Annotated in this window: 18 protein-coding genes; 12 read left to right on the forward strand and 6 right to left on the reverse strand. The window is 70.1% G+C overall.

The genetic code is table 11. The features are described 5' to 3' along the window. The first annotated feature begins 260 nt into the window (after positions 1 to 260). The 10 genes from PKA16_RS11435 (at position 261) to PKA16_RS11480 (ending at position 9,935) form a co-directional block, all read left to right on the forward strand. On the forward strand, positions 261 to 1,115 hold the full coding sequence (locus tag PKA16_RS11435) for a gamma-glutamyl-gamma-aminobutyrate hydrolase family protein (RefSeq protein WP_324403351.1): 855 nt from the start codon (positions 261 to 263) through the stop codon (positions 1,113 to 1,115). 22 nt (positions 1,116 to 1,137) lie between these two features. Then, entirely contained in the window at positions 1,138 to 2,145 is a 1,008-nt protein-coding gene (thiL, locus tag PKA16_RS11440; RefSeq protein ID WP_324403367.1) for a thiamine-phosphate kinase, read from the forward strand. A 277-nt stretch (positions 2,146 to 2,422) separates the two neighbouring features. Further along, a complete protein-coding gene (locus tag PKA16_RS11445; protein WP_324403352.1) occupies positions 2,423 to 4,036 on the forward strand; it encodes a DUF4139 domain-containing protein in 1,614 nt (537 codons plus the stop codon). Between the two features lie 107 nt (positions 4,037 to 4,143). Further along, positions 4,144 to 4,617: a phosphatidylglycerophosphatase A gene (locus PKA16_RS11450; protein WP_324403368.1), complete on the forward strand. Its 474-nt coding sequence runs from the start codon at positions 4,144 to 4,146 to the stop codon at positions 4,615 to 4,617. 86 nt (positions 4,618 to 4,703) lie between these two features. Then, entirely contained in the window at positions 4,704 to 5,129 is a 426-nt protein-coding gene (locus PKA16_RS11455; RefSeq protein ID WP_324403369.1) for a CinA family protein, read from the forward strand. A 130-nt stretch (positions 5,130 to 5,259) separates the two neighbouring features. Further along, positions 5,260 to 6,036, forward strand: a complete 777-nt coding sequence (locus tag PKA16_RS11460) for an ABC transporter ATP-binding protein (RefSeq protein ID WP_324403353.1) — start codon at positions 5,260 to 5,262, stop codon at positions 6,034 to 6,036. A gap of 14 nt (positions 6,037 to 6,050) precedes the next feature. Further along, positions 6,051 to 6,755, forward strand: coding sequence for an ABC transporter ATP-binding protein (locus PKA16_RS11465; protein ID WP_324403354.1), 705 nt, complete (start codon positions 6,051 to 6,053; stop codon positions 6,753 to 6,755). A 38-nt stretch (positions 6,756 to 6,793) separates the two neighbouring features. Beyond that, positions 6,794 to 8,011: an ABC transporter substrate-binding protein gene (locus PKA16_RS11470; RefSeq protein WP_324403355.1), complete on the forward strand. Its 1,218-nt coding sequence runs from the start codon at positions 6,794 to 6,796 to the stop codon at positions 8,009 to 8,011. A 42-nt stretch (positions 8,012 to 8,053) separates the two neighbouring features. Further along, positions 8,054 to 8,932 carry a branched-chain amino acid ABC transporter permease gene (locus PKA16_RS11475; protein ID WP_324403356.1) on the forward strand — a complete coding sequence of 293 codons (879 nt, stop codon included), beginning with the start codon at positions 8,054 to 8,056 and terminating at the stop codon, positions 8,930 to 8,932. Between the two features lie 109 nt (positions 8,933 to 9,041). Next, the gene (locus PKA16_RS11480) at positions 9,042 to 9,935 is read left to right on the forward strand and encodes a branched-chain amino acid ABC transporter permease (protein ID WP_324403370.1); all 894 of its coding nucleotides are present in this window, start codon (positions 9,042 to 9,044) and stop codon (positions 9,933 to 9,935) included. 114 nt (positions 9,936 to 10,049) lie between these two features. Here PKA16_RS11480 and PKA16_RS11485 read toward each other — a convergent pair whose 3' ends face one another. From PKA16_RS11485 to PKA16_RS11495, 3 genes are all read right to left on the reverse strand, one after another. Further along, on the reverse strand, positions 10,050 to 10,883 hold the full coding sequence (locus PKA16_RS11485) for a PhaM family polyhydroxyalkanoate granule multifunctional regulatory protein (RefSeq protein WP_324403357.1): 834 nt from the start codon (positions 10,881 to 10,883) through the stop codon (positions 10,050 to 10,052). Positions 10,884 to 11,441: 558 nt separating this feature from the next. Continuing rightward, positions 11,442 to 11,930 carry a copper chaperone PCu(A)C gene (locus PKA16_RS11490; RefSeq protein ID WP_324403358.1) on the reverse strand — a complete coding sequence of 163 codons (489 nt, stop codon included), beginning with the start codon at positions 11,928 to 11,930 and terminating at the stop codon, positions 11,442 to 11,444. Positions 11,931 to 11,999: 69 nt separating this feature from the next. Next, positions 12,000 to 12,353 (reverse strand): DUF2946 family protein, encoded by a 354-nt coding sequence (locus PKA16_RS11495; RefSeq protein ID WP_324403359.1) that lies wholly within the window; start codon positions 12,351 to 12,353, stop codon positions 12,000 to 12,002. A 145-nt stretch (positions 12,354 to 12,498) separates the two neighbouring features. Here PKA16_RS11495 and PKA16_RS11500 point away from each other — a divergent pair, with 145 nt between their 5' ends. Then, complete coding sequence (locus PKA16_RS11500; protein ID WP_324403360.1) at positions 12,499 to 13,149, forward strand: glutathione S-transferase; 651 nt, start codon at positions 12,499 to 12,501, stop codon at positions 13,147 to 13,149. A 255-nt stretch (positions 13,150 to 13,404) separates the two neighbouring features. Here PKA16_RS11500 and PKA16_RS11505 read toward each other — a convergent pair whose 3' ends face one another. Further along, positions 13,405 to 14,214: an enoyl-CoA hydratase/isomerase family protein gene (locus tag PKA16_RS11505; protein WP_324403361.1), complete on the reverse strand. Its 810-nt coding sequence runs from the start codon at positions 14,212 to 14,214 to the stop codon at positions 13,405 to 13,407. Between the two features lie 341 nt (positions 14,215 to 14,555). After that, positions 14,556 to 15,569 (reverse strand): fumarylacetoacetate hydrolase family protein, encoded by a 1,014-nt coding sequence (locus PKA16_RS11510; protein WP_324403362.1) that lies wholly within the window; start codon positions 15,567 to 15,569, stop codon positions 14,556 to 14,558. Between the two features lie 138 nt (positions 15,570 to 15,707). Between PKA16_RS11510 and PKA16_RS11515 the strand changes: the two genes are divergently transcribed. Then, complete coding sequence (locus PKA16_RS11515; RefSeq protein ID WP_324403363.1) at positions 15,708 to 15,989, forward strand: DUF3567 domain-containing protein; 282 nt, start codon at positions 15,708 to 15,710, stop codon at positions 15,987 to 15,989. Between the two features lie 105 nt (positions 15,990 to 16,094). Here the strand turns inward: PKA16_RS11515 and PKA16_RS11520 are convergent, their stop codons facing one another. After that, on the reverse strand, positions 16,095 to 17,210 hold the full coding sequence (locus PKA16_RS11520; protein WP_324403364.1) for an AbrB family transcriptional regulator: 1,116 nt from the start codon (positions 17,208 to 17,210) through the stop codon (positions 16,095 to 16,097). Positions 17,211 to 17,285 lie beyond the last annotated feature (75 nt).

Here is a 17,285-nt window from a genome sequence, read left to right on the forward strand (position 1 = left end):
TGACGCACGGCTTCGCAGCGCCTTGATGACCAGGCGGTCGTTCGTCAGGTCCCTGAACCCGAACCCTGCGGTTGACCGCTCGTGGACTTCTTGAAAACCGCATGGACATTGGGCCTGGGCGCTTCGATCGCGCTCACCGGCAGGGTGAGGGCGCCACGCAGCGCGCGCTGCACGCCTTTCCGGTACATCCGCACACGAAGTGCACATTCCTGAACGCCCCCACGCGACCGCGCAGCCGGCTTCCGTGGAACAATGACCCCATGACCCTGCGCATCGGCATTTCCGCCCGCCTGCTGCACCAGCCGCCCCCCGGCTCGGGGCTGCCACGCAAGCGTCTGCAGTTCCTGGAAAGCAACATGGCGCAGTGGATCATGTCGCACGGCGTGGTGGCGCTGATGATCCCGTTCGTCGACAAGCGCATGGTGACGTCGCGCCGCCGCCCCCCGGTTGCCGACCTGGTGGACAGCCTGGACGGCCTGGTGCTGCAGGGCGGCACCGATATCTGCCCGAAGTTCTACCATGCCGAGCCCTGGCGCGCCGACATGGATTGCGACCCGATCCGCGACGAATACGAGCTCGACCTGCTGCGCGGCTTCATCGATGTCGGCAAGCCGGTGCTGGGCATCTGCCGCGGCGCGCAGTTGCTCAACGTGTATTTCGGCGGCACCCTGGTGCAGGACATCCCGACCCAGTGGCCGGGCGCCATCGGCCACCTCGACCTGGAGCGCTACGACAGCCTGATCCATGAAGTTCACTTCGTGCCCGGTTCGCGCCTGTCCGACATCTACGGCTACGAGCCACGTCGTGTCAACAGCATCCACCACCAGTGCGTGGGCGAGCTCGGCAAGGGCCTGGTGATCGAGGCGCGCAGCCCGATCGACCGCGTGCCCGAGGCGATCCGCCACACGGCCCACCCCTTCGTGCTGGGCGTGCAGTGGCACCCCGAGTTCCAGATGAACGGCACCAGCCCGGCGGGCGACGTGCTCGACAGTGGCCCGCTGATGATGGCCTTCCTGAAGGCCGCGCTGCGCCGCGCCGGCCGCGTACGCCGACTGGCCGACGGCATGAGCCGGGTGCGCGAGCGCGCGCTCGAGCTGGGAAGCGGCAGCCGCTGAGCGCCGGGCAGCCCAGGCCATGATGGGCGAGTTCGAACTGATCGAGCGCTTCTTCGGCGCCAAGGCGGCGCGCGTCCCGGGCCAGCCGGAACGCATCGCGCTCGGCATCGGCGACGACTGCGCGCTGCTGCAACCGGCGCCGGGCCAACAGCTGGCGATCAGCACCGACATGATGCTCGAGGGCCGCCACTTCCTGCCCGACGTCGACCCGGCGGCGCTCGGACACAAGGCGCTGGCGATCAACCTGAGCGACCTCGCGGCGATGGGCGCCGAGCCCCTGGCCTTCACGCTGGCGCTGGCCCTGCCGCCCGAGCGTGCCGCCGACGCTGCCTGGCTCGACGCCTTCAGTGACGGCATGCTGGCCCTGGCCGAGGCGCACCAGTGTGCGCTGATCGGTGGCGACACCACGGCCGGGCCGCTGGCCCTGAGCGTCACCGTGTTCGGCCAGGTGCCGGCCGGCCAGGCGCTTCGGCGCGACGGCGCCCGGGCCGGGGACGACCTCTGGGTCAGCGGCACCCTGGGCGCGGCGCGCCTGGCCCTGGGGGCGCGGCGCGCCGAATGGACGCTGGCCCCGGACGTGCTGGCAGCGGCCGAGGCGCGCATGGATCGCCCGACGCCGCGCGTCGCACTCGGCCAGGCCCTGCGCGGCCTGGCCCACAGCGCCATCGACATCAGCGACGGCCTGCTGGGCGATGTCGGCCACATCCTGAAGGCCAGCCGCGTCGGCGCCACCATCGATGCCGCGCTGGTCGCCACCCTGCTGCCCTGCGCGCCCACCGCCATCGCTGCGGACGACCTGCCAGGCACTGAAATCGGCCTGCGCGTGGTGCTCTCGGGCGGCGACGACTACGAGCTCGCGTTCTCGGCGCCCGCCGCAGCGCGCCCTGCCGTCGAGGCGGCGGCCCGCCGCGCCGGCACGCGCGTGACCCGCATCGGGCAACTGCGGCGCGAACCCGGACTGCAACTGCTGGGCGCGCAAGGCCGGCCGCTCGACACCAGCACGTTCCGCTCATTCGATCACTTTGCGTGAAATCAGACACCCCGGTGTCGCTGCGCACCCTCCCGAACGCATCCAGTAATCAGTGAAACCCCGGCCACGGGTACCCGCGGCCCGCCTGTTCCGCGACCATCGAAGCCGTGTCGTTTCACGCGCCGCAGGGTGCTGCAACGCATCATGGAGAATTGATGCGCGCCGCCGCGCAATACACTCGCACGGCGATCCAGGGGGTGGAGCCGCGCACGGCCTCTGGGGCCCCGTATCGTCGGACCGGAATCGCCACCCCTGTCGCGCGAGTACCCTCATGCCCATGCCCCACCTGTTCCCGATCTCCCTGCGCGCGTCTGCGATGGCCGCCGCTGCCCTCGGGTTTGCTGCCGTGGCCCTGCCGGGCCTGGCGCAGGAAACGCCTGCCGCCTCCGGCGCGCGCATTGCCAGCATCACGCTGTATCCGGGCGTTGCCTCGGTGCAGCGCGTGCTGCGCCTCGCGCCCGGCGCGCGCCACGCCGTATTTGCCTGCCTGCCGGCGACGCTGGATGCCGCCAGCCTGCAGGCCAGCGGCAGTGCCGACGTGCGCATCGGCGAATTGACGCTGCGCCAGCAGCCACGCGAATTGCTCGGTGCAACCTGCGCCAGCGCGCTGGACGAGCGCATTCGCGCGCTCGAGGATGAACTCGCGACGCTGCAGGCGCAGGTCGGCGGCATCGACTTCGCGACCGGCTACTTCAAGGGTTTTGGCGCGGACGGCAGCACGCGCGCCACGCCACCGGCCCAGATCGCCGCCACCGCGCAGGCGCTGCGCCAGGGGGGGCAGGAGGCGCTGCAGCGGCGCCACAGGCTGGCGCGCGAGCAGGAGCGGCTGGAGCAGGTCCTCAAGCCCCTGCTGGCCGAACGCGACCGTGCCGGCCGCAAGGACGCCCTGGTCAGCACGGTCCAGGTCACGCTGGCGGCGCCGCAGGGCGGCGAATTGCGCCTGTCCTACCAGGTGCGCGGCCCGGGCTGGCAGCCCGGCTACCGCGCGGCCCTGGACAGCGCCAGCGGCCGGCTGCGGCTCGAGCGCCTGGCCCAGGTGGCGCAGAACACGGGCGAGGACTGGGATGACGTGCCGATCACGCTCTCCACCGGCCAGCCCGGCGCCGCCACCGAGGGTCCGCTGCCGCGCCCCTGGCGCGTCGGCATCCAGCCGCCGGTGGCAGAGGCACCGATCGCGGTGATGGCGGCGCCGGCGCCAGCGCCGCGCGCGCGCCTGGTCGAATCCGCCAAGGCGGGCGCGGACGAACCCGGCTTCGACGTCAGCGTGTTCCAGGGCAGCTATGCGACCGAGTTTCGGGTGTCGCAGCGCGTGCGCGTGCCCTCGGGCGGCGAGCGCGTCACGCTGGCGCTGGGCGAACAGCTGCTGGACGCGCGCCTGCTGACCCGCACCACGCCGGCGCTCGACGCGCACGCCTACCTGGTGGCCGAATTCGCCGTGCCGCCGGGCGTCTGGCCGGCCGGCCCGATCAGCCTGATTCGCGACGGCGCCTACGTCGGCAGCGCGCGCTTCGACGCCGCCCAGGCCGGGCGCGACGGCCTGGCCTTCGGCCGCGACGAACTGGTGAACGTGCGCGCCGAGCGCCCCGAGCAACAGGAAGGCACGGGCGGCTTCATCGGCAGTCGCAACCAGCGCGTCGACAGCCGCCGCTACCTGGTCGAGAATCGCCATGCGGGTGCCATCACGCTGCAGGTGCTGGACGCCGCGCCGGTGCCAGAGCACGAGGACGTGCGCGTCGAGTCGCGCTACGAGCCGGCGCCGCAGACCGAGACCTGGAACGGGCAGCAGGGCAACGTCGCCTGGGAGCAGTCGCTCGCCGCCGGCGCCACGCAGGCATTCAGTGCCGTGCACGCCATCAGCTGGCCCAAGGACGCGCGGCTGCGCGAGCGTTGACGGCGCCAGCGGCACCTACCATGGCCCGAGCGGACTCCGACGGCGGCGAGACCAGCGTCTCGGGCGAGGTGTTCCCCCACGCGCCGCAGCGCCCCAGCGCACGCTTCATGCGCGGCGACCTGGCGCACTGGATCGCGCTGGGCTTCGGCTCGGGCCTGTCGCCGCTGGCGCCGGGCACGGTGGGCACGCTGTGGGCCTGGCTGGCCTGGAGCGTGCTTGGCCACTGGCTCACGCCCACACAACTGGGCGTGCTGCTCGCGCTGTCGCTGCCCGTCGCCTGGTGGGCCTGCACGCGCACCGCCGACCACCTGCGCATCGCCGACCCGAGCGCCATCGTGGCCGATGAAATCGTCGCCTTCTGGCTGATGCTGTGGCTGCTGCTGCCGACCGGGTTCTGGGCCCAGCTCGTGGCTTTCATGCTGTTTCGCTTCTTTGATGCCGTCAAGCCCGGCCCGGTGGGCTGGGCCGACCGGCTGCTGCACGGCGCCCAAGGCTGGCGCGGCGGCCTCGGCATCATGCTGGACGACCTGGTGGCCGCCGGCTGCTCCCTGCTGGTGATCGCGCTGTGGCACGCGCTATGACGGACGGGACCGATCCCCGGGCGCCCGCGGTGCGGACCGCCGCCACGGTGCGGCAACTGGCGGCTGCGCTGCTGCAGCGCCGCTGGATGCTGGCCACGGCGGAAAGCTGCACCGGCGGCCTGATCGCCGCCGCCTGCACCGACCTGGCGGGCTCGTCGGCCTGGTTCGAGCGCGGCTTCGTCACCTACAGCAACGCGGCCAAGACCGAGCTGCTGGGCGTACCGGCCGCGCTGATCGCTGCCCACGGCGCCGTGAGCGAACCCGTGGCGCGTGCCATGGCCATCGGCGCGCTGGCACGCGCGAACGTGCAGGCCGGCATCGCCATCACCGGCATCGCCGGCCCCGGCGGCGGCAGCGCCGACAAGCCGGTCGGCACGGTGTGGTTCGGCTGGGGCGCGGGCGCCCTGCTGGAGACCGAATGCCGCCGCTTCGAGGGCGACCGGGCCGCCGTGCGCGCGCAGGCCACGGCGCACGCACTGGCCGGCCTGCTGGCCCGCATGGACCGCGCCTGAGCAAGGCGCGCAGCCGGCGGGTACCCATCACTGCCGTGGAAACCCCTAGCGGAACGGCGATTCCAGTCACGCATAATCAGCCCCGTTCCAACAGGCAGCCGCTGCCATCGACGCCGCCCCAGACAGACCCATGAGTTCCGACATCATCCTGGAAACCCGCGAGCTTTCGAAGGAGTTCAAGGGTTTCGTGGCGGTCGACAACGTCAACCTGAAAGTCCAGCGCGGCACCATCCACGCGCTGATCGGCCCGAACGGCGCCGGCAAGACGACCTGCTTCAACCTGCTGACCAAGTTCCTGGAGCCCACGCGCGGCCAGATCCTGTTCGAAGGCACGGACATCACGCGCGAGAAGCCGGCCCAGGTGGCGCGCTGCGGCATGGTGCGCTCGTTCCAGATCTCGTCCACCTTCCCGCGCATGACGGCGCTGGAGAACGTGCGCGTGGCGCTGCAGCCGACGCTGGGCACGGCCTACAATTTCTGGCAGTCGGCGCGCACGCTGGACCAGCTCAACGCGCGCTGCATGGAGCTGCTGGACCACGTGGGCTTGGCCGAATTCGCCCAGCTGCCGGCGATGGAGCTGCCCTACGGGCGCAAGCGCGCGCTGGAAATCGCCACCACGCTGGCCATGGATCCGCGGCTCATGCTGCTCGACGAGCCGACCCAGGGCATGGGCCACGAGGACGTGGAGATGGTCACGCAACTGATCAAGAAGGTGGCGGCCAACCGCACCATCCTGATGGTCGAGCACAACATGGGCGTGGTCGGCAGCATCGCCGACACCATCACGGTGCTGCAGTTCGGCCAGGTGATTGCCGAAGGCACCTACAGCGAGGTCTCGAACAACGCGCGCGTGCGCGAGGCCTACATGGGCAGCGCCGACGAACAGCTCGAGGGCATCGGCGCCTGAGCAACGGATCGAGCATGAGCACTCCCGCGATCGAATTCAAGGACGTGCACGCCTGGTATGGCGAGTCGCACATCCTGCACGGCGTCAACTTCCGGGTCGGCACCGGCGAGGTCGTCAGCCTGCTGGGCCGCAACGGCGCCGGCCGCACCACCAGCCTGCGCGCCCTGATGGGCCTGGTGGGCAAGCGCACCGGCGCGATCCGCATCAACGGCACCGACACCGTGCGCATGCCGCCGCACCACATCGCGCGCCTGGGCGTGGGCTACTGCCCCGAGGAGCGCGGCATCCTGGCCTCGCTCAGCTGCGAGGAGAACGTGCTGCTGCCGCCCAAGGTGGCCGAGGGCGGGATGAGCATCGACGAGATCTACGAGATGTTCCCCAACCTGAAGACGCGCCGTGGCAGCCCCGGCGGGCGCCTGTCGGGGGGCGAGCAGCAGATGCTGGCGGTGGCGCGCATCCTGCGCACCGGTGCGCGCATCCTGCTGCTGGACGAGATTTCCGAAGGCCTGGCGCCGGTCATCGTGCAGGCGCTGGCACACATGATCCGCGAGCTGCGCACGCGCGGCTTCACGGTATTGATGGTGGAGCAGAACTTCCGTTTCGCCGCGCCCTTGGCCGACCGCTTCTACATCATGGAGCGCGGCCTGATCCTGCGCGAGCTCTGCGCCGCCGAGCTGCAGGACAACATGGACATGCTGCACCAGTACCTGGGCGTCTGAAACGCCCCTCGATTTCACCCACCTCAAGGAGAGACACCATGAAACGCAAACTGTTATGCGCGCTGATCGCCGGTCTCGGGCTGGCCGTGGCGGGCGGCGTCCAGGCCGCCATCACCGGCGGCGTCGTCAAGGTCGGCGTGCTCAGCGACATGAGCGGCCCCTATGCCGACCTGTCGGGCCCGGGCTCGGTCGTGGCCGCCAAGATGGCCGTGGAGGACTACCTCAAGCAGACCGGCTCCAAGCTGAAGATCGAGATCGTCTCGGCCGACCACCAGAACAAGCCCGACGTCGGCTCCAGCATCACGCGCAAGTGGATCGACTCCGACGGCGTCGACATGATCCTCGACGTGCCGACCTCGTCGGTGATGTTCGCCGTGGCCGAGGTCGTCAAGGAGAAGAACAAGGTCTTCGTCGACTCCACCGGCGGTTCGTCCGACATGACCGGCAAGTCCTGCAACGCCAACACGGTGCACTGGACCTATGACACCTGGATGCTGGCGCACGGCACCGGCAGCGCGGTCGTCAAGGCCGGCGGCGACAGCTGGTTCTTCCTCACGGCCGACTACGCCTTCGGCCACGCCCTGGAGAAGGACACCTCCGAAGTCGTCAAGGCCTCCGGCGGCAAGGTGCTGGGCAACGTCAAGGTGCCGCTGGGCACGCAGGACTTCTCGTCCTTCCTGCTGCAGGCCCAGGCCTCCAAGGCCAAGATCATCGGCCTGGCCAACGCCGGCGCCGATACCATCAACTCGATCAAGCAGGCGGCCGAGTTCGGCATCGTCGCCGGCGGCCAGAAAATGGCCGGCCTGCTGGTATTCATCAGCGACATTCACGGCCTGGGCCTGAAGTCGGCGCAGGGCCTGCAGCTGACCGAGACCTTCTACTGGGACATGAACGACGGCACGCGCGCCTGGTCCAAGCGCTTTGGCGCCCTGCACGGCGGCAAGATGCCGACCATGGTGCAGGCCGGCGTCTACTCGGGCCTGCTGCACTACCTGAAGGCGGTCGACGCGCTGCAGGATGACAGCGATGGCGTCAAGGTGGTCGACGAGATGAAGAAACTGCCGACCGACGACCCGCTGTTCGGCCAGGGCAAGATCCGCGTCGATGGCCGCAAGATCCATCCGGCCTACCTGTTCGAGGTCAAGGCGCCGAGCGAGTCCAAGTACCCCTGGGACTACTACAAGCTGGTGCAAACCATCCCCGCCGACAAGGCCTTCCGCCCGCTCAACGAAGGCGGTTGCTACCTGGTCAAGTAAGGCGGGCGCCGGCCAGTCCCGCGCCGACGCAGGAGTTGCAGCATGTTTGACATCCCGATCCAGGCCCTGATGGGCCAGATGCTCATCGGCCTGATCAACGGCTCCTTCTATGCCCTGCTGTCGCTGGGGCTGGCCGTCATCTTCGGCCTGCTCAACATCATCAACTTCGCCCACGGCGCGTTCTACATGATGGGCGCGTTCGGGGCCTACCTGCTGCTCAACAAGTTCGGCCTGAACTACTGGTGGGCGCTGGTCGTCGTGCCGATCGCCATTGGCGCGATCGGCATGGTCGTCGAACGCACGATGCTGGTGCGGCTCTACCAGCTCGACCACCTCTACGGCCTGCTGCTCACCTTCGGCCTGGCGCTGATCCTGCAAGGCCTGTTTCGCAACGAATTCGGCTCCAGCGGGCTGCCCTACGCGATCCCGTCGCAACTGCAGGGCGGGCAGAACCTGGGCTTCATGTTCCTGCCCAACTACCGCGGCTGGGTCATTGTCGCCTCGCTCGTGGTGTGCCTGGCGACCTGGTTCGTGATCGAGCACACGCGGCTGGGCGGCTACCTGCGTGCCGCCACCGAGAACCCGCAGCTGGTACAGGCCTTCGGCATCAACGTGCCGCGCATGATCACGCTCTCCTTCGGCTTCGGCATCGCGCTGGCGGCGTTCGCCGGTGTCATGGCCGCACCGATCTACCAGGTCAGCCCGCTCATGGGTGCCGACCTGATCATCGTCGTCTTCGCCGTGGTGGTGATCGGCGGCATGGGCTCGATCATGGGCTCGATCGTCACCGGCTTCGGGCTCGGCCTGGTCGAGGGCCTGACCAAGGTGTTCTATCCCGAGGCCTCGACCACCGTCATCTTCATCATCATGACCATCGTCCTGCTGATCCGTCCGGCCGGGCTGTTCGGCACCCAAGAATAAGCCCATGGCCGCCGCTGCTCGCTCTTCGACCGCCGCACCGGCGCAACCCGATTCCGCCAGCGCGCAGGAACGCGCGACGGCGCGCACCCACCTGCTGGTGTTCGCGCTGATGCTGGTGGTGCTGGTGGGCGCGCCCTTCGTGGGCGTGTACCCGGTGTTCATGATGAAGGTGATGTGCTTCGCGCTGTTCGCCTGCGCCTTCAACCTGCTGCTCGGCTACGGTGGGCTGCTGTCGTTCGGCCACGCGATGTTCATCGGCAGCGCCGGCTACGCCGCCGCGCATTCGGCCAAGGTCTGGGGCCTGACGCCCGAGCTCGCCGTGCTGTTCGCCACCGCCTGCGCCGGTGCCCTGGGCTGGGTCACCGGCTGGCTGTCGATCCGGCGCCAGGGCATCTATTTCGCCATGATCACGCTGGCGCTGGCGCAGATGGTGTTCTTCTTCAGCCTGCAGGCGCCGTTCACCGGCGGCGAGGACGGCATCCAGGCGGTGCCGCGCGGACGCCTGTTCGGTCTCATCGACCTGTCGCAGCCGATGGCCATGTACATCTTCGTGCTGGCGATCTTCACGGGCGGCTTCGCCCTCATCTACCGCATCGTCCACTCGCCCTTCGGTCAGGTGCTGCAGGCCATCCGCGAGAACGAGGCGCGCGCGATCTCGCTGGGCTACGATGCCGACAAATTCAAGCACCGCGCCTTCGTGCTGTCGGCCACGCTGTCGGGCCTGGCCGGCGGCACCAAGGCGATCCTGTTCCAGCTGGCCTCGCTCACCGACGTGCACTGGGGCATGTCGGGCGAGGTCGTGCTGATGACCCTAGTCGGCGGCATGGGGACCATCTTCGGTCCTGTGGTCGGCGCCGCCGTGATCGTGACCATGCAGAACTACCTGGCCGAGCTGGGCGCCTGGGTCACCGTGGTGCAGGGCGTGATCTTCGTCGTCTGCGTGCTGGTGTTTCGCCGCGGCATCGTCGGCGAGATCGGCAACTGGCTGAAGAAGTCGCTGTGAAACCGGCCGCCGCCATGGAGCGAACCGGCGTCATTTGGCGGATCTCTGCACGCGAGGCCACCTCAGGCGACACCGGCACGCGACTTGCACGGGCGTGCCCGGCTCTCGCGGTGCTCAGCGTGATCCGGACTTGAAGGGGGACGGCAGAGGCCAGCCGACACCTGGCGCGGGTGCCGCTGCTTCTTCCTTGCGGGCTTTCTGGCGCGGCGCGGCCTTCTTGCGGGTAGCCGTCTTGCCGCCGGCGCTCTTGCGCGCCGCGGGTTTCTTCGCGGCCGCCGACTTGGCACCCGCCGGCTTGCGGGTGCCGGTCGGAGCCGCCTCGGGTTCCGCGCCCGGCATGACCTGCGCGGCCTCGCGCAAGGCCTCGGTCGCGAGTTGCTGGAACTGCTGCGTCAGTGCGCCCCACCACTGCATGGGATCGGTCATGGCGGAGGCTGCCGACGCGGCCGCCGGCTTGCGGGCTCCGGCGGTGCGCCTGGCGGCGCGCGGCTCGGGGTGATCCGCCGCGGCCACGCCCTCGGCCGGTGCTTCGGCATCGCCCGCAGACACTGGGGGCGCGGGCGCCTCGCTGCGGGTGTAGGGCCAGCCCGGCGCGCTTGATGCAGCCGGCTCGGCCTTGCTCTCCACCTCCGCCTCCGGCAGCGTGAAGGCCTTGGCGATCTCGCCCATGCCGATATTCATGCCGTGCAGCGCCACCAGCGTCATCTTCTGCACTTCGAGCGCCTGCACCGTGGCCTTCAGGGCGAGCAGGTTCTGTTCCAGCCAGAACTGCACGGCCTTGAGTTCGGTGATGCGCTGATCCAGTTCCTCGACGCTGATGGTCGGCGCCACCCAGTGGCCGAGCCCAGTCGCGGCCCCGGCAGTGCCGGTGCCGCCGCCGGCCAGCTGACGCAGGAAATCGAATCCGGGCATCAGCTTGCCGAAGTCAAAGGGCGTCTGTTCGCTCATGGTCTTGCCACTCCAGAAGTCGGATTGCAATCGGATGACGCCCCGGCGCGGGTCGCCACGCAACAACTCAGCTTACCCGAAAGCGCGGGGTCGCGACAGGGGCAACCTTGCCCCACGGGGCAGGCGCCTGCGCCAAAGCTGCTGATCCCGCTGGCAATTGCCCCTGCAGCAGTGCCGCAGCAGACGCCGCCACCCGCTGCGAAGCCCCTGGGAGCGTGGCGGAGCCATTGGTCCTGTGCCGTTGACGGCACGTGTGCGTCACGCAACCCGCATCGACGTCGACTCTCGCGCCTTCGCCGGCGCTCACCAGCCACGTGAGCGCGCCATGCGCCCGCCAGCACCGCGCTGGCGGGCGCATGCAACCGCGTCTCCGGGTTGATGCGAACGCGCGTTCGAACGGCAAATGATCGATGACTTCGCTGCGCGTCGATGACACAGCCGGGTTTCACCGCGCCGGTGCCAGCCCGGGTCATCTGTCGCATTCACCGAACGCGAGTTCGCACGAGCGGCGCCACGGATTCCGGCATCCCGTGTCGCCCCCCAAAAGACGGTCGGGCGTCAGTGTCCGTGCCCGCCGCCGTGCCCCGCGGCGTTGGCGGGCGCTTGCACGGCACGCACCGGAATCTCGAGCGGCAGGCTGGATTCCCGGCCCTGGGCATCCCGCAGGCGCAGCGTCAGGGCCACGTTGCTGCCGGCCGCCAAGGGCGCCTTCAGGTCGACCAGCATGAGGTGCAGTCCCCCCGGCTTGAGCGTGGTTGGCGCCCCCGCCGGCAGGTGCAGCGACTCGATCGCGCGCATGCGCATCACGTTGTCCTGCATTGCCATCTCGTGCACCTCGACATGGCCGGCTGCGGGGCTGGTACCGCCCAGCAGCCACTGGTCCTGGGCCGCCGTCAGCGTCATGTAGACGCCGCCCACGGCCTGGCCCGGCACCGTGGCACGCGCCCACGCGCCCTCGACATGCACCGGCTGCGCCAGCGCCACGCCCATCCACAACAGACCCGCCAGCAACACGCCGGTGGCACGCTTGATTCCTTGCTTGAACATGGTTGCTCCTGAAACTGAAGACGAGACCAGACCTGCACGCTTGCCGTGCAGGCCCGTGCGGCAGCAGGGTCAGGCGGGCGGACCGCGCGGCGGCAGCGGCGCACGCGCCTGCAGCACGGCATGCGTGTGCGGACGCAACGCCCGCAGCCGTGATTCGACCGGGGCAGACGCCGCCGGGATCGGCAGCGCACTGGCCGGCACGCCGGCCGGCAGGCACAGGGCGCAATCGAGCGCATGCACGCCACCCGGCGCCGGCTGGCCGTCGTCGACGCCTGCCAGCAGCCGCCATTGGCCGTCGGCGCTGCACACCAGTTGCAGGGGGCGCGGCTGCACCAGCGGCGAGATCACGGCGGCGGCCAGGGCCAGCGCAAAGCACGCCAGCAGCATGCGCGCAAGACGAACCAGGCGGCGCGGTGAACCCATGCCCGGATTATCACGGAGTCCGCCCGGCCGGACGCGCGCTTGCGGTTAGGCTTGAGGCAACGCTGAACGAGTCTCCGTGATCACGGAGACTCGTTCAGCGTTGCCTTGATGCTTCCCCCCAATCCACGCGCAAAGGATCGCACGCATGCTCACCCTTGTCGGCTTTTCCGCCAGCAACTACTACAACGTCGTCAAGCTGGCCCTGCTCGAGAAACAACTGCCCTTCCAGGAGCGGCTGGCCTGGGTCGGCGAAACCGACCCGGCGGCCAGCCCGCTGGGCAAGGTCCCGTACCTGCTCACGGACCAGGGGCCGATCAGCGAATCGACCGTGATCCTGGAGTACCTCGAGGCACGCTACGCGGCCCATCCGCTGCTGCCGGTCGACCCCTACCAGGCCGCCAAGGTGCGCGAGCTGCTGCGCTACAGCGAACTGCACCTGGAACTGGTGGCGCGCAATCTCTATCCCGAGGCGTTCTTCGGCGGCCAGGTGAGCGAGCGACTCAAGGAGAAGCTGCGTCCCGAACTGGAACGGCACATCGCCGGCTTCGGCCAGCTGGCGCGCTTTGCACCCTATGTGGCGGGCGACACCTTCAGCCTGGCCGACTGCGCGGCCATCGCCCACCTGCCGCTGGTCGCCAGTTGCAGCAAGATCATCTACGGGCAGGACCTGCTGGCCGGGCTGCCGGTGCGCGACTACCTCAAGCGCATGGGCGAGCGCGCCAGCGTGCAGCGGGTCGAGGCCGACCGCAAGCTCAACGTCGCGGCCATGATGGCGCACATGGGCGGCAAGGCCTGAACAGAACCTGATCCCGGCCGTCGGGTGCGCCCCGTCCGTGCCGTGGTGGTGGGCATGCCAGGCCAGCGCGAGCGTCGCGACTCAAGGGGCATTTCAGTCGGCCCACTGTGCAACCCGCCAACCCTCGGGCACCGAACGGCCCTGCCGGGGGCCGCGGAGCAGGCCATGCGGGGCGCCCGTGGCCGGGGGTTCCCCTGGCCATCGGGTGCGCCCCCACTGCCGGGGACGGAGCGCAGCAACACAGGGGGTGTGATTTCAATACCGCGGCGCACGCCGCTCGCGCAGCGAGGCGACGCCCTCGTGCACGTCGGGCCCTCCGAAGCCCAAGAATTCGAGCGCCAGCGAGGTGTCGAAGGTCGGCCCGGCCTGGCGGTACCAGTTGTTGAGCGAATACTTGGTCCAGCGGATCGCGCTCTGGCTGCCGGCCGCCAGCTTGTCCGCCACCTCGTAGGCCTTGGGCAGGAGTTGGTCGTCATCCACCGCCAGCGATACCAGGCCGATGCGCTCGGCCTCCTCGCCCGTCACGGCCTCGCACAGCATCAGGTAGTACTTGGCCTTGGCCATGCCGCACAGCAGCGGCCAGCAGATCGCCGCGTGGTCGCCCGCCGCCACGCCCAGGCGCGTGTGGCCATCGACGATGCGCGCCGTGCGCGCGGCAATCGACACGTCGGCCAGCAGTCCGGCCACCAGCCCCGCGCCGACGGCCGGGCCGTGCATGGCGCTGACGATCGGCTTCTCGCAATTGATGACGTTGTAGACCAGGTCGCGCGCCTCCTTCCAGACGCGCGTGCGCACGGCGAAGTCCTGCGCCATGTCCTGCACCAGCGCCAGGTCTCCGCCACCGGAGAAACCCAGGCCGTCGCCGCGCAGCACCGCCACGCGCACGCTCTCGTCCCGATCGACGTCGCGCCAGATCTCGGCCAGCTCCCAGTGGCCTTCGTGGCCCGCCGTCGGCAGCTTGCCACCCTTGGCCTTCATCTGCAGGTCGAGCACGCAGTCGTCCGGGCCGCGGCGCGTGATGTGGAAGGTCTGGTAGCGGCTGTAGTCGATGGCGGCTGCGGTCATGCGGGATTCTCCGGTTCGGTTGGCTGGGAACAGCGGGCATCGTAACGAGGACGGCCACCTGCGCACAAGGCGGCGGCGCGGCGCCGGCAGGTCGGCGGGGGACGACATGATCCAGACCTGAGCCGCGCGACCATGGCGCCACGTCAGGCGAGGGTGGCGGAACGACGCCAGTCAGGCCTGCCGCGCCGACCATGCACGATGGCCGTTGCTTCCGCCCCCATCCTGCCGCCGCTCGTCACCGTTCCGGTGGCGCTCGCGGTTGCAATGCCGCTCGGCGGGATCCGGGCGCTGGCGCGCGAGCCACGGGCCGTGCGCGCCCGGGATCTCGCGCAGGCCCGGCTTCAGCCGCGCGCCAGCGGCACCACCTTCTGCTCGATGGCACCGAACAGCGAGCGGCCGTCGCGCCCCTTCATCTCGACGCGCACGGTGTCGCCGAACTTCAGGTAGCCGGTGCTGGGCGCGCCATCCTGCAGCGTCTCCAGCGCCCGCTTCTCCGCAATGCAGCCATGGCCCCTGGGCCATTCGCGCCGGCCGCCCGACTCGACGCCGTGGTTGCTCACGGGTCCGCTGCCAACGATGGTGCCGGCCCCCAGGCACCGCGTGCGCGCCGCGTGGGCGATCAGCTCGCCGAAATGAAAGCGCATTTCCGGGCCCGCGTCGCACAGCCCGAGCTTGCGCCCGTTCCAGGAGGTCTGCAGCGCCAGGTGCACGCGGCCGTCCTGCCAGGCGCTGCCGAGTTCGTCCGGCGTCAGCGCGACCGGGCCGTAGGCGGTGGCCGGCTTGCCTTGCAGCAGGCCCAGACGCGTTTCCATCTCGCGCGCCATCAGCTCACGCAGGCTGACGTCGCTGGCCAGCATCAGCAGGCGCACCGCCTCCAGGCCCTGCTCGGGCGTCGCGCCGATCGGCACGTCGCCGGTAATCACGGCCAGCGCGCCCGCGAAGTCGATGCCATGCGCCTCGTCCACCGCGACGATGTCGTCGCGCGCCCCCAGCAACGCATCGCTCGCAGCCTGGCGCACCAGCGGCCCGGCGGCCAAGCGTTCGGACAGGCCGCCGAGGCCGCCGGCGCACACCAGTTCGACGTGGCTCAGGTAGGCCGCGCCCTCGACCCGCTGGCAGGCGCGCGGCAGCGGCGCCATGCAGCACGCGGGTTCGAACGCAAAAGCGTGGCGCGCGCGTCCCGCGTTGAGTGCATCCGACAGGTCCTGCAACTGCGGCGCCATGAAGTTCCAGTCGTCCAGCACCTGCTGCAGCCGGCTCGCGATGCCCGTGGCATAGTGGGCACTCGCCAGGTCGCGCGACACCACGACCAGTTGCCCGTCGCGGGACCCATCCTTGTAAGTGGCCAGTTTCATGGGCCGCGAGTGTAGAGGTTCCGACGCGGCAGGCCCTCAGGCCAGGAAAACCCTGCATGCCTTGAACTTGCCCCGTTCGTTCGCATCTACCGGGCACGATCCTTCATCCACTTCGACCGAAAGACCGTATCGACCGACATGAACATGCTCTACGATTCCGACTCCTTCACGGTGCTGCATCTGATGCCGGAAGCGTCCGAGGACGCTGACGGGTCGACACGCGCGCCAGCGCTGATGCGCCACGGATTCGAGATCGTGGACAAGCGCTCGGGCAAGGAGGTCTACCTCGACGGCCTGTGGGCCGAACTGTTCCAGGCACGCATCGCCGCCTGGCAGGAAAACACGCCGACGCAGGAAGAGGTCGAGGACACCCTGGCCGGCTACGCCGAACTGGCGCAAAACCCGGTCGTCATGCATTGAGAATGACGAATGACCGCGCTGCGCTTCGATGACGCGCCCGTGGCGCGGGATCGCCACCGTTGCGAATCGGGCTGCGCCATGCGCGACGTCAGCCGCGGTCCGTCGTCATCGGTCCGTGCCCATGCCTGAAGGCGGGATGGGCGCAACCCAGCGCCGATAGACCGGCTCGGCCAGCAGCAGCACCGCCACCAGCCGGCACACCTGGAAGGCCGTCACCACCGGGGCGCCCAGTTGCAGTACCTGGGCGGTGATCGCCATCTCGGCCAACCCGCCCGGCGAGGTGGCCAGCACCAGGGTCATCGGATGCAGGCCGGTGGCCCAGGCCAGGACCGCGCCAAAGCCCAGGCACAGCGCGATCAGGGCCAGGGCGCCCACGGCCGTGGCGGCCAGCCAGCGCGGCGCCGCGACCCAGAACGCGCGCGAGAAGCGCACGCCCAGGCTGACCCCGATGAGGAGCTGGGCCGCCTGGCTGAAGTGCGTCGGCACCGCCGACCAATGGATGCCGGACAGCGTCAGTGCCACGGTCACTGCGAGCGGCCCGATGAACCAGGGGTTGGCGCCACGCGCCAGGCGCATCAGTGCGGCGCCAGCGCCGGTGGCCAGCACCAGCCACAGCAGGCCCGGCCATTCGGCAACGCGTGGCGCCGGCGGCGCCATGTCGACCGCCTGCAGTTGCCAGTAGTCCTTGGCCCACTGCATCAGGAAGGGCACGCTCAGCACCACCACCGCCATGCGCACGCTGTGCGCCGCCGCGACCAGGTCGGTGCGCGCGCCCGCGCGCTCGGCCAGCAGCGTCATCTCGGAGGCGGCGCCGATGCTGCTCGCGAAATAGCTGGTGGCGCGCAGCTCGGCCGGCGCCAGTCCCGGCAGCGTGGCCTGCAGCGCGCGCCGCAGCCAGCGTCCCAGGCCGAGGCCCAGCAGCAGCGCCCAGACCACGCCCAGCAGCACGGCCCACCAGAGCCGCAGCATCAGCGCACCCATCTCCGGCGTGAAGTACAGGCCCAGCACGACGGCAATCGTCCACTGCCCGATGTTGCGCAGCGTGCGCAGGCTGTGCGCCGGCAGGCCGAGCGAGTTGGCCAGTGCCGTGGCCAGCAGCGGCCCGATCATCCACGGCACCGGCACGCCCCAGCGCACGCACAGCCGCGCCGCACCCCAGGCCAGCAGCAGGGTCAGGGCAGCGCGCGCCAGGCGCGCCTTGAAATCGAACGGGAGGGACACGACAGGCAGCGGCAGCAATCGGCTAGTCCGCTGAAACATTGAAATGGGCGGTGAGGGGCGTCCGAGACGGGAGGC

This window comes from Ottowia sp. (assembly GCF_035325765.1).
GTDB lineage: Bacteria > Pseudomonadota > Gammaproteobacteria > Burkholderiales > Burkholderiaceae_C > Ottowia.